18 protein-coding genes and 1 tRNA gene are annotated in these 16030 nt (G+C 62.3%); 16 read left to right on the top strand and 3 right to left on the bottom strand.

Translation table 11 applies throughout. The features are described 5' to 3' along the window. The first annotated feature begins 35 nt into the window (after positions 1–35). The 4 genes from B9A97_RS11755 (at position 36) to B9A97_RS11740 (ending at position 4716) form a co-directional block, all read left to right on the top strand. Positions 36–524, top strand: a complete 489-nt coding sequence (locus B9A97_RS11755) for a BON domain-containing protein (RefSeq protein ID WP_084365506.1) — start codon at positions 36–38, stop codon at positions 522–524. A gap of 124 nt (positions 525–648) precedes the next feature. Next, on the top strand, positions 649–1698 hold the full coding sequence (locus B9A97_RS11750) for a LacI family DNA-binding transcriptional regulator (protein WP_084365505.1): 1050 nt from the start codon (positions 649–651) through the stop codon (positions 1696–1698). Positions 1699–2008: 310 nt separating this feature from the next. Beyond that, the gene (locus B9A97_RS11745) at positions 2009–2932 is read left to right on the top strand and encodes a nucleoside hydrolase (protein ID WP_084365504.1); all 924 of its coding nucleotides are present in this window, start codon (positions 2009–2011) and stop codon (positions 2930–2932) included. 11 nt (positions 2933–2943) lie between these two features. Further along, on the top strand, positions 2944–4716 hold the full coding sequence (locus tag B9A97_RS11740; RefSeq protein WP_084365503.1) for an adenine deaminase: 1773 nt from the start codon (positions 2944–2946) through the stop codon (positions 4714–4716). Positions 4717–4732: 16 nt separating this feature from the next. On the opposite strand, the gene B9A97_RS11735 is transcribed toward B9A97_RS11740, so the two are convergent. Further along, the gene (locus tag B9A97_RS11735) at positions 4733–5905 is read right to left on the bottom strand and encodes a M20 aminoacylase family protein (protein ID WP_084365552.1); all 1173 of its coding nucleotides are present in this window, start codon (positions 5903–5905) and stop codon (positions 4733–4735) included. Between the two features lie 160 nt (positions 5906–6065). Here B9A97_RS11735 and B9A97_RS11730 point away from each other — a divergent pair, with 160 nt between their 5' ends. Continuing rightward, on the top strand, positions 6066–6743 hold the full coding sequence (locus B9A97_RS11730; RefSeq protein WP_084365551.1) for a phosphoribosyltransferase: 678 nt from the start codon (positions 6066–6068) through the stop codon (positions 6741–6743). Between the two features lie 76 nt (positions 6744–6819). Here the strand turns inward: B9A97_RS11730 and B9A97_RS11725 are convergent, their stop codons facing one another. Both B9A97_RS11725 and lipB read right to left on the bottom strand, forming a co-directional pair. Continuing rightward, positions 6820–7245 (bottom strand): OsmC family protein, encoded by a 426-nt coding sequence (locus B9A97_RS11725; protein WP_084365502.1) that lies wholly within the window; start codon positions 7243–7245, stop codon positions 6820–6822. A gap of 12 nt (positions 7246–7257) precedes the next feature. After that, complete coding sequence (lipB, locus tag B9A97_RS11720; protein ID WP_084365501.1) at positions 7258–7998, bottom strand: lipoyl(octanoyl) transferase LipB; 741 nt, start codon at positions 7996–7998, stop codon at positions 7258–7260. Between the two features lie 190 nt (positions 7999–8188). Here lipB and B9A97_RS11715 point away from each other — a divergent pair. The 11 genes from B9A97_RS11715 (at position 8189) to B9A97_RS11665 (ending at position 16026) form a co-directional block, all read left to right on the top strand. Next, positions 8189–8273: transfer RNA gene (locus B9A97_RS11715), tRNA-Leu, on the top strand. Between the two features lie 195 nt (positions 8274–8468). Further along, positions 8469–9353, top strand: coding sequence for a DMT family transporter (locus tag B9A97_RS11710; protein ID WP_143530424.1), 885 nt, complete (start codon positions 8469–8471; stop codon positions 9351–9353). Between the two features lie 94 nt (positions 9354–9447). Further along, positions 9448–10719, top strand: a complete 1272-nt coding sequence (locus B9A97_RS11705; RefSeq protein WP_084365499.1) for a zinc metalloprotease — start codon at positions 9448–9450, stop codon at positions 10717–10719. 54 nt (positions 10720–10773) lie between these two features. Beyond that, complete coding sequence (locus tag B9A97_RS11700; RefSeq protein WP_084365498.1) at positions 10774–11391, top strand: GNAT family N-acetyltransferase; 618 nt, start codon at positions 10774–10776, stop codon at positions 11389–11391. Between the two features lie 114 nt (positions 11392–11505). After that, the gene (locus B9A97_RS11695) at positions 11506–12633 is read left to right on the top strand and encodes an S-(hydroxymethyl)glutathione dehydrogenase/class III alcohol dehydrogenase (RefSeq protein ID WP_084365497.1); all 1128 of its coding nucleotides are present in this window, start codon (positions 11506–11508) and stop codon (positions 12631–12633) included. Continuing rightward, a complete protein-coding gene (locus tag B9A97_RS11690; protein WP_084365496.1) occupies positions 12633–13100 on the top strand; it encodes a GNAT family N-acetyltransferase in 468 nt (155 codons plus the stop codon). Before B9A97_RS11695 ends, B9A97_RS11690 begins: the two co-directional genes overlap by 1 nt. A 91-nt stretch (positions 13101–13191) precedes the next feature. Then, positions 13192–13593 (top strand): hypothetical protein, encoded by a 402-nt coding sequence (locus B9A97_RS11685; RefSeq protein ID WP_084365495.1) that lies wholly within the window; start codon positions 13192–13194, stop codon positions 13591–13593. 101 nt (positions 13594–13694) lie between these two features. Further along, positions 13695–14135, top strand: coding sequence for a YaiI/YqxD family protein (locus B9A97_RS11680; RefSeq protein WP_179145274.1), 441 nt, complete (start codon positions 13695–13697; stop codon positions 14133–14135). A gap of 41 nt (positions 14136–14176) precedes the next feature. After that, entirely contained in the window at positions 14177–14839 is a 663-nt protein-coding gene (locus B9A97_RS11675) for a DUF1345 domain-containing protein (RefSeq protein ID WP_084365493.1), read from the top strand. Between the two features lie 21 nt (positions 14840–14860). Further along, the gene (gene fghA, locus B9A97_RS11670; RefSeq protein WP_084365492.1) at positions 14861–15694 is read left to right on the top strand and encodes an S-formylglutathione hydrolase; all 834 of its coding nucleotides are present in this window, start codon (positions 14861–14863) and stop codon (positions 15692–15694) included. Between the two features lie 41 nt (positions 15695–15735). After that, entirely contained in the window at positions 15736–16026 is a 291-nt protein-coding gene (locus B9A97_RS11665) for a DUF1330 domain-containing protein (RefSeq protein WP_084365491.1), read from the top strand. Positions 16027–16030 lie beyond the last annotated feature (4 nt).

Raw genomic sequence — 16030 nt, 5'->3', positions numbered from 1 at the left:
TCTTGCTGCACATCTCCAAGCGAAGGAAGAACGCGATGTCTGTAACAATCGATGGCAAGGACCTGTCCCGCGAAGAAGATTTCCGGGACTACGAGGAGCGCAACATCGATGGCGGCTGGCCCTATGCCGACGGTGCTGCCGGTCCCGCCGGCAACGGCGCCTATGGCGAGGGCGACGGAAACTTTGACGAGGCGGCCAATGCAGGGTTCCGGACCAAGACCGTGGATGCCGATGGCGGCGAGCCCGACCTTGTCTCTCCCGTCCTCCCGGAAACCGATCATCGCGAGAACAGTGACCAGCTTGAGGCCGATATCACGGAACACATCGAAAGCATCGATGGCGTGGTGATCGATGGTATCGACGTCCATGTCGACGGGCATGTCGTGACGTTGGACGGTGTTGTGGATGCGCCGACCGAACGGCATCAGATCGAGCAAGTCGTGCTTGCCACGCGCGGTGTCTCTGAAGTCCGCAATCGGATCCGCACGGCAGGTGTCGATAGCCACATCCCCGACGCGGACTGACGGCAGGGTCAGATATTGCCTGCTGCTGACGTCCGGCCAGGACATTTCAGCCTGAGTAAAATTTGACTCTGGCAAGTCCAGGGTTTAACGCTGATTAATCGTTTAATCAGCAAAAGGCTTGATTATGGCCCTCGTCCGGCCCGGATCCAATCTCGGCGACATAGCCTCCGCGCTCGGCGTCTCCGTGGCGACCGTGTCCAACGCGCTCTCCGGCAAGGGGCGCGTCTCGGCGGAGCTTGTCGAGCGCGTCAGGGCCAAGGCCGCCGAGCTTGGCTATGTCCCGAGCCAGGCGGGCCGCGCGCTACGTACCGGTCGCACGAGAGTGCTGGGATTGGTTCTCCCCGACATCAGCCATCCCCTGTTTCCCCAGATCGCCCAGGCCATCGAATATGCGGCGAGCCAGGCCGGTTACGGTCTGCTGATCGCCGATTCGCGCGATGACGTTGCGACACAGACCGCCGCCATCGCACGCCTTATCGAACGCGATGTGGACGGTATCCTGATCATTCCGCGGCGCGGCACGCGCATTGCCGATATCGGCTGCCCCGTTGCCGTGATCGACAGCCTATCGACCCCTGGCAATACGGTTTCGGCCGACCACTGGCAGGGCGGCGAACTGGTCATCGATCACCTCATCACTCTCGGCCATCAAAACCTCCTGCTGATCGGCAACAATCCCAGCTCGAATGTGCAGACCGATCGGATCGGCGGCATGAAAAGCAGGATGCCGGCCGGTGCGCAGGCCGAAATCTTCTGGATTGAAACCCACGACAAGCGCCATGGCCATGGCAGCCCGCTCGGACTGGCGGACAAGGTCGCAGCCGGTGTCACCGCCATTGCTGCCGTCTCGGACCTGCATGCGCTACGGGCATTGACGGAACTCAACCGAGCCGGGATCCGCGTGCCCGAGGATGTCAGCGTCACTGGCTTCGATGACCTGATCTGGTCCTCGGTCGTGACCCCGAGCCTCACGACCGTGAAAATGGACATGGCGTCCATCGCCGCGCTTGCAATCGAGGCATTGGTGCGTGTCATCGCGGACACCAAGCGAACCCACAATGTGGCGGCTGCAACACCCGCAAAAGTGCCGATGGCGCTGCTGATCCGCCAGACATCGGCTGCTGCGCGGCCGAGCATTGGCACAGGTAGCGCGACGGAGGCCGTCGGACCATGAGTCGCCTGCCCCGAACAGCCCGCCCTGGGCCAGCGATTGCAGATCACCTCCTGAGACTGAGACAGGGCCTGATCGGCCACCTTTCGTTCCCTCACCCCCGGGTTTCCAACGGAACTCCCGAAATCGGCCTGACGGTCGATAATGAATGCCTCCCAGGGCAAGGGCTGGCTGACCTTCCAGGTCGGCTGGCCAGGATCTGGTACGCGCATCTCTCCTGCGCGTGCCAGATCCGGACTGACAAGGGCTGTCGACTGCCGGACAATATGCCGGTGGCGACGGCGAATTCCCTCCAGCATTTTGGGTGACAGCCATGGGTATCTGGATCGATACGGATATGGGCTTTGATGACATTGCGGCGATCATGACCGTGGCCCATGCCGGGTTGGAGATCGATGGCGTCTCGCTTGTCTTCGGCAACACGCCGATGGAACAGGTGAGACGCAACGCGGCGGGGGCCGTCAGTGCCTTTGGCTGGCGCTTTCCCCTTCATATTGGCCGTGACCAGCCCGTGCTGGCGCATCTGGAGACGGCACAGGCTATCCTCGGCGAAACCGGAATCCCGACCAAGGGCGAAAGTCTCCCGGCCATGCCACCGATCCAAGGCAGCGATGCCTTCCCGGCCCTGTGTCGCTGGCTGGAGAGTAATGGCAAACCCCGACGCATCCTGGCGCTCGGGCCGCTCACCAACATCGCCGCCATTGTGCTCGCCCGCCCCGACCTTGCCTGCTGCATCGACGAACTGATGTGGATGGGCGGCGGGCTGACCCGTGGCAATCACACGGCATCTGCCGAGTTCAACGCGCTGGCAGACCCCGAAGCGGTGGCGATCGTCCTGGCACATCGGGTGAAGCTGCGAATGGTGGACCTGGATTTCTGTCGGAAGATCGAGGCATCTCCCGCCGATGTCGATCCGATCCGACGGGCAGGTGGAAAGAATGCGGCGCTGATTGCCGATATGCTGGCCGGTTTCATCGACACCGCCATCTCGCGCGGCCGGCCCGCCATGGCGCTTTACGATCCGGCAGCAGCCGCCGCCTTTGTGCGCGGAGATCTGGTGACCTTTCAACCGGCCCGCATCGACATGGAATTGGCGGGCAGCCTGACCCGCGGCCGCACGGTTGTGGAAACAAGAGCCACCCATGGGGCGTTCAACGGCGAATTCGCCGCCGACTGCGATGCGGCAGCTCTGAAGGCAATCGTGCTCGACGCGCTGGCGTGGGAGGCGGGCAAGTGAGGCATGGGACCATGGCAGAACCTCAAGACATCAATGATGCCGACCTGCGCAGCCGGGCTGTCGCAGCGGCCCGCGGCGACGCGGCCTTCGACTATCTCATCACAGGTGGCACGCTGGTCGACATGGTCACTGGCGAGCTTCGGGCAGCGGATATCGGCATCGTCGGGTCGCTGATCGCAAGCGTGCATGCACCAGCAGCGCGCGGCGATTCGGCCCAGATCATCGACGCTACCGGTCGCTTCGTGACCCCAGGCCTGATCGACACCCACATGCATGTGGAAAGCTCGATGGTGACGCCTGCCACCTATGCTGCCGCCGTCTTGCCACGCGGAGTGACGACGGTCGTGTGGGACCCACATGAATTCGGTAATGTGCATGGGCTCGAGGGTGTGCGTTTCGCAGCCCAGGCTGCTGCCGCCACGCCGCTTCGCTATATTCTGCTTGCTCCTTCCTGCGTGCCCTCGGCACCGGGACTGGAGCTTGCCGGCGCAGACTTCGATGCCGGCAAGATTGCCGATATGCTGGGCTGGCCTGAAGTGGGCGGCATAGCCGAGGTGATGAATATGCGCGGCGTGATCGACCGCGATCCGCGCATGAGTGCCATCGTCCAGGCCGGTCTAACCTCGGGCAAGCTGGTCTGCGGCCATGCGCGCGGTTTGCAGGGCTCCGATCTCGCTGCCTTCATGGCCACCGGCGTCAGTTCCGACCATGAACTGGTGGCGGGCGAGGATCTCATGGCCAAGTTGCGTGCCGGCCTGACGATCGAGCTGCGCGGCTCCCACGATCATCTGCTGCCGGACTTCGTCGCCGAACTCAATCGTCTCGGCCACCTGCCGCAGACGGTAACGCTTTGCACAGACGACGTCTTTCCCGACGACCTCGAGACCGGCGGCGGCCTAGACGACGTCGTGCGCCGACTGGTGCGCTATGGCCTGCCACCCGTCTGGGCGCTGCGCGCAGCAACCCTCAACGCCGCTCAACGGCTCAGCCGATCAGACCTCGGCCTTATCGCTGCGGGACGCCGCGCCGATATCGTCATCTTCGATGACCTGAGCGACTTCAGGGCGCAAACGGTGCTCGCAAGCGGCGTCGTGGTCGCCGAGCAATCGCGCATGCTGGAGGCACCCGCAACCATATCTACGGCAGAGCTGCGCCACTCGATGAAGATCGCGCCGCTGACCGCCGAGGATTTCCGTGTTCGTGCAGAGGGAACCAGAGTGCGGCTCGCCACCATTGACCGTCCGCGTTTCACCCAATGGGGAGAAACGGAGGCAGACATCCGTGACGGCTTCGTCGTGCCCCCTGACGGCACCACCATGATTGCGGTCGCCCACCGCCACGGCATGGCTGACAGCAGGCCAAGGGTCGGATTCCTGACCGGCTGGGGCCAATGGCAAGGCGCCTTTGCCACGACGATATCGCATGACAGCCACAACCTCACGGTCTTTGGCGGCAATGTCGACGACATGGCAGTCGCCGCCAATGCGGTGATTGCCGCGGGCGGCGGCATGGCCGTGGCGTCGCAGGGCAAGATCGAGGCCCTGCTGCCGCTGCCGATTTCAGGTCTCGTCTCGGAGGCACCGCTTGCCGAGGTGGCGCAGGATTTTCGCGACCTGCGCACCGCCATGGATAAGGTGGTCGATTGGCAGCCGCCTTATCTCGTGTTCAAGGCCTGTTTCGGCGCCACGCTGGCCTGCAATGCCGGGCCGCACCAGACCGATCGCGGCATTGCAGATGTCCTGACCGGCACCGTGCTCACCAGTCCTGTTCTTGGACCGGCTTGATGCCAAAGCGTCGATCTCAAACGGCGCTGAGTTCCCGCTCCACAAGCCGCGACCAGAATGTAACGCCCGGCCCGATTGCAGCGTCGTTGAAATCGTAAGCCGTGTTGTGGTGCAGCGCGCCATCGACGGCCGGTCCATTGCCGAGCCAGACATAGCAGCCCGGTGCCTGCTGGCCGAAATAGGCGAAGTCATCGCCGGCGGTGGACGGCGGAAACGCGGTGCGCACCTTGGCGCCAAACACCTCGCGCGCCACGGAAAGCGCTCGCGCGGTGGCATCGGCATGGTTGACGACGGGCGGGATACGCCGCTCGAAGCGATAATCGGCTGATATGCCGAACATTTCGGCGGTGCCCCGCGCCAGTCTGCCGATTTCCGTGTCCAACTGGTCGCGCACTTCAGGCGTATAGGCCCTGGCGGTCCCACCGATCTCGACGAAATCGGGGATCACATTGAGCGCCTGCGGGTTGCCGGCCTGGACCGAGCAGGCGCTGACGACGGCCGGCTGCAGCGGATCGACCACGCGGCCGACAATCGTTTGTAGGGCGGACAGGAAGGTCGCCATGGCGGTCACCGGATCCTTGCCGAGATGCGGCTTGGCGCCATGGGTGCCGATGCCGCGAAACGTTACGTACCAACTGTCGGACGACGCCAGCTGCGGCCCCTCGACCACCGCGATCTCGTCCGGATCGAGGCCCGGCATATTGTGAAGCCCGTAGACGGCGTCGCAGGGAAAGCGATCGAACAACCCCTCCTCTACCATGCGCTTCGCCCCGCCCCGCCCTTCCTCAGCCGGCTGGAAGATGAAATGCACGGTGCCGGAGAAATTGCGGGTCCGGGCCAGATATCGGGCAGCACCCAACAACAGCACCGTGTGCCCGTCATGGCCGCAGGCATGCATCTTGCCGGGCACCAGGGATTTATAAGGGCGGTCGGCAGTCTCCGGCATGGCAAGCGCATCCATGTCGGCGCGCAGGCCGATGACACGGGTGCCATTGCCGACCTGCAGCGTGCCGACCACGCCAGTGCCGCCGAGCCCGCGATGAACCGGGATGCCCGCCTCTTCCAGCAGCCTCGCAACGATGGCGCTGGTGCGCTCTTCCTCGAAACCCAGCTCCGGATGCTGGTGCAGGTCTCGGCGAAGATCGGTGAGAAATTCGAGGTCGGAGGCAATCTCGTAGGCGATCTGCATGGTCTTCCGCTTGTCGTCGCCGGCCAGTACGGGCCGCGCTGTGAAACTCTGCCCGTTGCCGGGCACTCCCTTGCTATAGACGGACTGTCGGGCGATATGAACCGCTCACGTGGAATTTGCGCAGGTAAGCCGCGCTTTTCCGCCAAAGGGACAAAAGACGATGCAGCCTCACGACTTCTGGCAGGACATTCACGATCCCGGCACATTCGAGCTCGATGCGCCGCACTGGGATTTTTATCCGGTAGCCCTTGATAATGGCAGACAGCTGCGATTGCCGATCCGCAAGCTCGCCGATGGCGAGCACGCCCTCGCCTCCCTGATCATAAACCAGGCGAGCTTTGCGGTCCTCGATGCTCTCGCCGACGATCTGGCCGAGAAGCTCCGGCCCTTTCGCCCCGAGGTGGTCGTCGGACTGCCAACCTTGGGGCTGACGCTCGCTGCCGCGGTGGCGCAGAAGCTCGGCCATCATCGCTACGTGCCGCTCGGTACCTCCAGAAAATTCTGGTATTCGGACGAATTATCGGTGCCGATGTCCTCCATCACAACGGCGCAACAAAAGCGGCTCTATATCGATCCGCGCATGCTGCCGCTGATCGAGAATCAGCGCGTGGCGCTGGTCGATGACGTGATTTCCAGCGGAACCTCCATCATCGCAGGCCTGAGCCTGTTGAAGACATCGGGCATCCGTCCGGTTGTCGTCGGCGCTGCAATGCTGCAATCGCAACGCTGGCGGGGTGCGCTCGCCGACGCCGATCCGGATTGGCCTGATCTTGTCACCGGATGTTTTGCAACACCAAGGCTGCGACTCCGGCCCGATGGCGGCTGGGAGCCAGAGTAGCCCAACAGTCCGGACTCATTTTCTGAGCATTTCGCGATAAGCCACTGTTGTTAAAGCGCAAAAGCCAGAAATCGTTTCAGACATGGCGGGCCGTGAGCACCGGTGCACCTTGCAATGTGTTGCTGACGGTGCAGATCTCTCCCTCTGCCGCGTGCATGAGCGCCTGCTTTTCATCGCTCGTCAGGTCACCGGAAATATCAAAGACAATGTCGAATCGCTCGATGCGCGACGGTCCTTCATGGGCCTTCTCGCCGGTGACTTGCACCCTGACATCGCCGAGCCGATCCTGAACACCCTGGCGCACAGCGGCCATCTTGGTGCTGATGACCAGACAGGAGGCGAGCGAGGCATAAATCAGGTCGAGCGGACTGAAGCCCGGAGCCGCTGGTGGCGTGACCACATCAAGCGAACCTCCCGTAGGCGTAGTTACCGTCACGGAACCGCTTGTCGCGGCCGTGGCAACAGCGCCCACCTCTCTTGTCCTGACATTCAGCTTGACCATGCACATCTCTCCTTACAGGGCCACCGGCCGCACACTTAGCCCCTCATCGATCGTCTCACCGAAAACGCTTTCGAAGGCCTGCCGCAACAGGATATCCACATCGCTCATCATCACGGGCAGGCCGAGATCGACGAGGCTGGTGACGCCATAGGCCGAGATGCCACAGGGCACGATGCCGGAAAAATGGTCCAGGTCGGGGTCGACATTGATCGACAGCCCGTGGAAGCTCACCCAGCGACGCAAGCGGATGCCGAGAGCAGCGACCTTATCCTCCGCCATGGAGCCATCCGGCAGCAGCGGACGCTCCGGTCGCCGCACCCACACACCAACCCGATCCTCGCGCCGCTCGCCCTTCACGTTCATCAGGTCGAGCGTGCCGATGACAACCTGTTCCAGCGCGGCTACGAAGGCGCGCACATCAGGCCGACGGCGCTTGAGATCCAGCATCACATAGGCAACCCGCTGTCCGGGCCCGTGATAGGTGTATTCGCCGCCCCGTCCGGTGGCGAAGACCGGAAAGCGGTCCGGTGACAATAGATCGGCCTGGCGGGCGCTTGTGCCGGCGGTATAGAGCGGCGGATGCTCCAGCAGCCAGACGAGTTCCGAGGCCGTGCCGTCGGCAATGGCAGCAACCTCGCGCTCCATCTCCGCCACCGCCTCTGCGTAGGGCACGAGATTTTCCGATATGCGCCAGCGCACGGGCGGACTTCCCGGCGCCGCAAACATTTCACTTTGAATTTCCGTGCGTTGCATCGTCTCAGACCTGTTTTTCCCTGTTTGGCAAATAAGCGCTCGGGCCGCAAGCCGCGGGCTATTGCGGATATGCACAAGGCATATTTGGGGTGTCCTCAGCTTTTATCAAAAAACTGTCATGGCGGCCTTGTGCAGTCTGAGGGCTTTTGCTACATGCACCCCCGCCGGAGCAATTCGGCGCTACCACGATGCGGTCGTGGCGGAATTGGTAGACGCGCAGCGTTGAGGTCGCTGTGTCGCAAGACGTGGAAGTTCGAGTCTTCTCGACCGCACCAAAACAACCCGGCTTCGGCCGGGTTTTTTTATGCCCTTTTCTCCGCCATGCGCTCTGGCAGCTTGCGATGTCGCTTTGGCCGGACTAAACATCACGAAACAAACCGGGAACGAAAGAGCTTCGCATAATGCAATCCGATCAGGTGAGCTCGACTACTCCGGTGCCAGGACCGGCAGGCCAGAACATCCCGGCAGGCATGGCGCTGATGGCGGGCTGCATGCTGGTCTTGCCGCTGATGGACGCCATCGCCAAGTACATGGCCGTCTATGAGGGCATGTCGCCCGGTCAGATCACCTTCTACCGATTCTTCTTCCAACTGGCCTGCACGCTGCCGATTCTCCTGGCACTGAATGGCCTTTCGGCGATCAAGGCACGACGTCCCGGACTCAACCTGCTGAGGGGCGCTCTGCATGGCGCGGCGAGCCTGATGTTTTTCATCGCCGTCAAATACATGCCGCTCGCCGATGTCTTCGCCATCTATTTTGTCGAACCCTTCATCCTGACGGCCATGTCGGCCGCCTTTCTCGGGGATCGGGTGGGATGGCGGCGATGGCTGGCGATCATCATCGGCTTTGGCGGCGCCATGATCGTCATTCAGCCAAGTTGGGAGGTCTTCGGGCTCACCTCACTCCTGCCGATCGCCTGCGCTTTTCTGTTTGCGCTCTATATGTTCCTCAACCGCGCCATCGGTGATGCCGACAGCCCGATGACCATGCAGACCATGGCCGGCTTCGGCGGCACGCTGTTCATGGGCGTGGCTCTCCTGGCAGGTGCCGGTATCGGCGATGCCGATTTCGCCATATCCCTGCCGACCTCGTGGCTCGGGCTCGTCCTGCTGGTGCTACTCGGCTCGATCTCGGGCTATATCCACCTGCTGGTCGTCCGGGCGTTTCGCATGGCGCCACTTTCGGTGCTGGCGCCGTTCCAGTATTTCGAGATCATCGCCGCGACCGTCCTCGGCTATGCCCTGTTCGGCGACTTCCCGACATTTTCCAAATGGATCGGGATTGCGATCATCGTTCTCTCGGGCCTGTTCATCCTCTGGCGCGAACAGAAGCGCGCCCGCATTTCAGCAACGTAATGCAATCGCTGGAATTTTAGCCTTTCCCGAAAGGATAGGCTAAGGCCTCAGGTCTAGAGTAGATCCTGGCGGATCACGAGGCAGGGAGGATGAGATGACGACGCTCATGACGGCACTTGTGCTGTCAGCGGTCAATCTTGGCCTGATCTGGCTGCTGATGGCGGCCCCGCTCGGCAACCGCACCATCAAGATCCAAAAGCGAATCGCGACCGATGCCCCGAGGGCATGGAGCCTGCTCGGCCCCGGTGCCCGGTTCGAACAATGGAATAGCGACGTGCTGGCAAGCCGATGGTCCGGCGGCGATCCGTCGAGGCTTGAACTGAGCTACAAACACCCGGATCGACATGGACGCCCGACGGTCCGGGGTTTTCGCACCGAAGTGTTCGAAGCCGAAGACAGGCTTGAACGCTCGATCGAGACATCGGTCACCGACGACAGCGCCCTCGACATCGGCCACTGGAAGGATTTTCGCGAATGCCGGGCGGTGCGGCCGGTGGATGGCGGCGCCTTGGTCACGGTCAGCCAGACGGATCGCTATCGGGGTGCCGCCCTGTTGATCTATCGCTATATGTGCCTGCGGGCCGAGATGTCGAGCCTCGCGCGATACATCGCCGGCCAACCGAGCTTAAGGCGCCATCCCCTCACCTATCCGGCGATCCAGACCCTGCTGGCCATTCTCTCCACGCTGATGCTGTGGCCGTTCTTCGGCCTGAGCGAGCGCGGGTTGATGATCTCGGCCTTGCTCACCATCGTGATCCTGCTGCATGAATTCGGCCACATGGCCGCCTACAGGGCTTTCGGCCATACCCATGTGCGGCTGATGTTCATTCCGCTGTTGGGCGGGATCGCGATTGGCAGCCGCCCCTATGCCAACAGGTTCGAGGTGGCGACCTGCGCCCTGATGGGAAGCGGCATGTCGGCCTTCCTGGTTCCGGCGCTGACCGCGGCCGACCAGTCGGCACGGGCCTTGCGGCTCTTTGGCGACATTTCAGGCCCCTTGATGGCCTTCCTGCTGATTCTCGGCGCCTTCAACCTGCTGAACCTGTTGCCGATGCACCGATTCGACGGCGGCCAGGTGCTTCGGCAGGTGTTTCGCGGGCGAGGCTCGCAGATGGCCGCCAGCATGCTGTTGACCGGCGTCATTCTCTGGATCGGCTGGCGAATCGGCGTGCCGCCCATGGGCCTGATGGCGGCATTGGCCGTTTTCACGCTGATGAGCCTGATAGGATCGGCGGGTCCAAGACCGCGCGATGAACTGGCTGATCTCACCCCGGCGGAACGTCTGCTGGTCGGCTTCGGACTTTTCGCGGCGATCTCGATCCATGGCTATGCCGTGATCTACGCCTGCGACCGGCTATTCGGTTGAGCATACAGCCGGCCGCGCTTGACAACGGAACCGCCGGACGTTTCAAGATCGGTCATGGACACGCTTAATCCCCCGCTCAAGTCAGGCTATTCCCCGGTACCTCCCGGCAAGATTGCCAATGTCGAAACCCGCCTGGAAATGCTGGCCCGGCCGGCCGCCAAGCCTTTGCCGCCTGTCGATCCATCCTTAAGCCTTGAGCGATGGACGTCGCCTTCGCTTGCCGACTACCGGTCACTCTTCCGCGCCGTGGGCCAGGACTGGATGTGGATGTCGCGGCTGGTGATGGCGGACGAAAAGCTGTCGGCGATCCTGGCAGATCCCAAGGTCGAGATCTACCGCCTTATGGATGGCGAGCGGGCCATCGGCCTGCTGGAACTCAGCTTCCGCGATGAAGGTGAATGCGAACTGAGCTTTTTCGGGCTGGTCGCGGACGCCATCGGCAAGGGCGCCGGTCGGTTCATGATGGACCGGGCGATCGACATCGCCTGGAGCCGACCGATCCGGCGGTTCTGGGTTCACACCTGCACCCATGACTCGCAGGCAGCACTGCCCTTCTATTGCCGCTCGGGCTTCACGCCCTATGCCACCCTCGTGGAAGTGGTGGACGATCCCCGGCTGGCGGGCCTGATGCCGAAAGAGGCAGCCCGCCATGTGCCCCTGATCGAGCCATGATCGGTCACGCCGGTTTGCGAATGCCGGCGTCGTTTGTGGGTTGAGCCGGACTTGCTCACTGTGCAAAGGTTCGGCCGAAACCATATTTCTTGAAAGAATCAGGGAGAAGACACCATGGATGTACGCGCCGCCGTCGCCGTTCAGGCTGGCAAGCCGCTCGAAGTGATGACCGTTCAGCTGGATGGCCCACGGGCCGGTGAAGTCCTGATCGAAGTCAAGGCCACCGGCATCTGCCATACCGATGACTTCACCCTGTCCGGCGCCGATCCCGAAGGCCTGTTTCCGGCCATTCTCGGACACGAAGGCGCCGGTATCGTCGTGGATGTCGGCCCGGGCGTGACCTCTGTGAAAAAGGGCGACCATGTCATTCCGCTCTACACGCCGGAATGCCGGGAATGCTATTCCTGCCTGTCGCGCAAGACCAATCTCTGCACCGCGATCCGCTCGACCCAGGGCCTGGGCCTGATGCCCGATAGCACGAGCCGATTCTCGATCGGCAAGGACAAGATCCACCATTACATGGGCTGCTCGACTTTCGCGAACTATACGGTGCTGCCGGAAATCGCCGTCGCCAAGGTCAATCCCGACGCGCCCTTCGACAAGATATGCTATATCGGCTGCGGCGTGACGACCGGCATCGGCGCCGTCATCAACACCGCCAAGGTGGAGATCGGCTCCACCGCGATCGTCTTCGGCCTGGGCGGCATCGGCTTGAACGTGCTGCAGGGCCTGCGGCTGGCTGGCGCCGACATGATCATCGGCGTCGACATCAATCCGGATCGTAAGGCCTGGGGAGAGAAATTCGGCATGACCCACTTCGTCAACCCGAAGGAAGTCGGCGATGACATCGTGCCGTATCTCGTCAACATGACCAAGCGCAACGGCGACCTGATCGGCGGCGCGGACTATACCTTCGACTGCACCGGCAATACCAAGGTCATGCGCCAGGCGCTGGAATCCTCCCATCGCGGCTGGGGTAAGTCCGTCATCATCGGTGTTGCAGGTGCCGGCCAGGAAATCTCGACGCGTCCCTTCCAGCTGGTCACCGGCCGCAACTGGATGGGCACCGCCTTTGGCGGCGCGCGTGGACGCACCGATGTTCCGAAGATCGTCGACTGGTACATGCAGGGCAAGATCCAGATCGATCCGATGATCACCCACACCATGCCGCTCGACGACATCAACAAGGGCTTCGAGCTGATGCACAAGGGTGAGTCGATCCGCGGCGTCGTCGTCTACTGATGACGAGCATCGCCTATCAGATCGATGTGCGGGCTTTGGACGACCTGCCCTCACGCGACCTCTACGCGCTGATGAAGCTGCGCGTCGACGTCTTCGTCGTCGAACAGGCCTGCCCCTATCCCGAACTCGATGGCAAGGACGTGGATGCGCTGCATCTGCGGCTCTTGGCGGACGGCGCGCTACTGGCCGCCGCCCGCATCCTCAAACCCGAGGGGCCTGAAAAACCCGTCAAGATCGGCCGCGTCGTCGTCTCCCCCACCCATCGCGGCAAACGGCTGGGCGACAGGGTCATGCAGGAGGCGATCCGGGAAGCAGAACGGCTGTATCCCGGCAGGCCGATCGCGCTCTCCGCTCAGAGCCATCTCGAACGCTTCTACCGCGCCCTCGGGTTCGTCCCGGTCTCGGAGGAGTATCTTGAAGATGGCATTCCGCATGTGGACATGCTGCGGGAATCCCCCCGAAAATAAGCCGCTTCGGGCGGTCCCGGACCCCGGCTAAAAGCCGCGCAAGTCTGCTACCCTGCTTTGAAACGACGCGCGTCTTCAAGGGAGGATCCAAATGTTCAAGACAGTTGTTCTGGCGGCATGCATGCTTGTGGCAGTGCCCTTTACGGCGGATGCCGATCCGGTGGGTGCCTATTCCCTCGTCGGCAAGAACCCGGATTCCGGCAAGGACTATACCGGCACTGTAACCGTGACGCGGACGGGCGACACCTATGCCGTGGTTTGGAACATCGGCGGCAGTGAATCGGTCGGAACCGGCATTGGTGCCCGTCTCCTGGAAGACCATATCACCATGGGACCAGCGACACCGGAGGACACGGGCATCTCAGTGGGCTACAAGCTGGGCGACACCTTCGGCATCGCCATGTTCTTCGAGCAGGCTGACGGCACCTGGGCGGGCGTGTGGACCTATAATGGCTCGAAGCAGGTGACCGGCGAGGTCTGGACGCGTCAGTGAACGCGTGATCGACACCGATCATGGCATCGACGCCGGTCCTTGTTCTGCCTATAGAGCGGTCCATGCCGAGAGGCAAAGTAGCGCTTATGAGGTCTGAACGCGTGATCTATGTCGATGCCGATGCCTGCCCGGTGAAGGCCGAAATCCTGAAGGTGGCCGAACGCCACGCCATGGAGGTGACCTTCGTTGCCAATTCGGGCCTGCGGCCCTCCCGCGATCCCATGGTGAAGATGGTCATCGTGTCGAATGGTTTCGACGCGGCTGATAACTGGATCGCGGAACGGGCCCGCGAAGGCGATGTGGTGGTGACCGCCGACGTGCCGCTGGCGGGTCGCTGTGTTGCGGCGGGCGCGCTGGTGACCGGCCCAACCGGCCGAATCTTCGACACCGCCAATATCGGCATGGCCACTGCCATGCGGGACCTCGGCGCTCATCTCAGGGAAACCGGCGAAAGCAAGGGCTACAATGCCGCCTTTTCTCCCCGGGATCGCTCCGCCTTTCTGGAAACCTTTGACAGGCTCTGCAGGCGTGTGAAGAAATAGTCACACGATTCCTGAATGCTTCAACTGGCGGCCGATCACGGATGAAAGAAAGCTTCAACAGTCTGATCGGCCATCGCCACGGACCGTTCCTCGCCGCCATCCTGGTCTCGCTGGCCACGGCGGCCGGAACGGCGTTCTGGCGCGCAGACCTGGTATTCGAGGCAGCCGCGGTCGCATTCTTCTGCATTTATCTCATCCTGATGGCATGTCGCATCCCGCAACTGACCACCGTCTACCTGCGGCAGAATGCCGAAACGGCGGACGAGCCGGCAGCCGTGATCATCGCGGTTGCGGCCCTTGCGGTCGTCGTGTGCTTCGTGTCCCTGTTCTCGGCGCTGAACGGCGGCGGAGAAACGAAGACAGTCGAACTGATCCTGCTGTTTGCCTCGGTGATATCAGGCTGGATGACCATCCACACCATGGCCGCGATCCACTATGCCCACCTCTACTGGCGGCCTGATGTGACCATGCGCACGGTGCGCGCGCCCCATGGCGGGCTGGAATTTCCCGGCGGCCGCCAGGCCTGTGGCATGGACTTTCTCTATTTTGCCTTCGTGATCGGCATGACGGCTCAGACCTCTGATGTCCAGATCACCTCGACACCGATGCGGCAGCTGAATTTGTTGCATGCCGTCGGTTCCTTCTTTTTCAACACCGTGCTGGTCGCGGCGGTCGTCAATGCGGCCGTGACGCTGGCCGGCTGATATCCCATGCAAGGAGTGCAGATGAACATCCTATCCCAGAACACCGCGTTTGGCGGCATGCAGGGCGTATTTTCCCACGCCTCGGAAACCTGCAAGACGGACATGACCTTTGCCGTCTACGTGCCGCCGGCAGCAATCAAGGAAAAGCGGCCGGTGCTCTGGTATCTCTCCGGCCTCACCTGCACCCATGCCAATGTCATGGAAAAGGGCGAGTATCGCCGCATGGCCTCCGAACTCGGCCTCATCATCGTCTGCCCCGACACAAGCCCGCGCGGCAATGACGTGCCGGACGAATTGACCAACTGGAAGATGGGCAAGGGCGCCGGCATGTATCTCGATGCCACCGAGATGCCCTGGGCCGAACACTACCAGATGTATAGCTACATCACTCGGGAATTGCCGGATCTGATCTCCCAACACTTCAAGGTCGATATGGAGAGACAGGGCATTTTTGGCCATTCCATGGGCGGCCACGGCGCCATGACCATCGCGCTTAAAAACCCCGATCGCTTCAAGAGCTGCTCCGCCTTCGCACCCATCGTCGAACCCTCGACCGCCGAATGGACCTCCCAGGCCTTCGAAAAATACTTAGGGAGCGACCAAGCCGTCTGGCGTCAATACGATGCCTGCGCACTGGTGAAAGACGGCGCCCGATTCCCGGAATTCCTCATCGACCAGGGCAAGGCCGACCAGTTCCTCGACGAAGGCCTGCGCCCCTGGCTGTTCGAGGAAGCCGTCAAGGGCACCGATATCGGACTGACGCTCCGGATGCAGGAGCGGTATGACCACTCCTATTATTTTGTATCGACATTCATGGACGATCACTTGAGGTGGCATGCGGAGCGGCTGGGGTAGCACCCGAAATTAGCGGGCGAATTGAAACAAAAGGAACTGCAATGGCCAAGGTCTACTGGGTTGCCACCTATCGTTCGATATCAAATCCGGACGCGCTCGCCGCCTATGCCAAGCTGAGCGGTCCCGCAATAACGGCAGCGGGCGGACGTATCCTCGCCCGCGGCCTTCCGGCCCTGACCTACGAGGCAGGCCTTGAGCAACGGACCGTGCTGATCGAGTTCGACAGCGTCGACCAGGCCCGCGCCGCCCATGACAGCCCTGAATATCAGGAGGCCATGGCGCTGCTGGGTGAGGGGGCCGTCCGCGATATCAGGATTGTCGAAGGTGTTTGAGGGT

The sequence above is a fragment of the Rhizobium sp. RU36D genome (genome assembly GCF_900176345.1).
Taxonomy (GTDB): domain Bacteria; phylum Pseudomonadota; class Alphaproteobacteria; order Rhizobiales; family Rhizobiaceae; genus Allorhizobium.
This window is presented reverse-complemented; position numbering and strand designations above follow the sequence as displayed.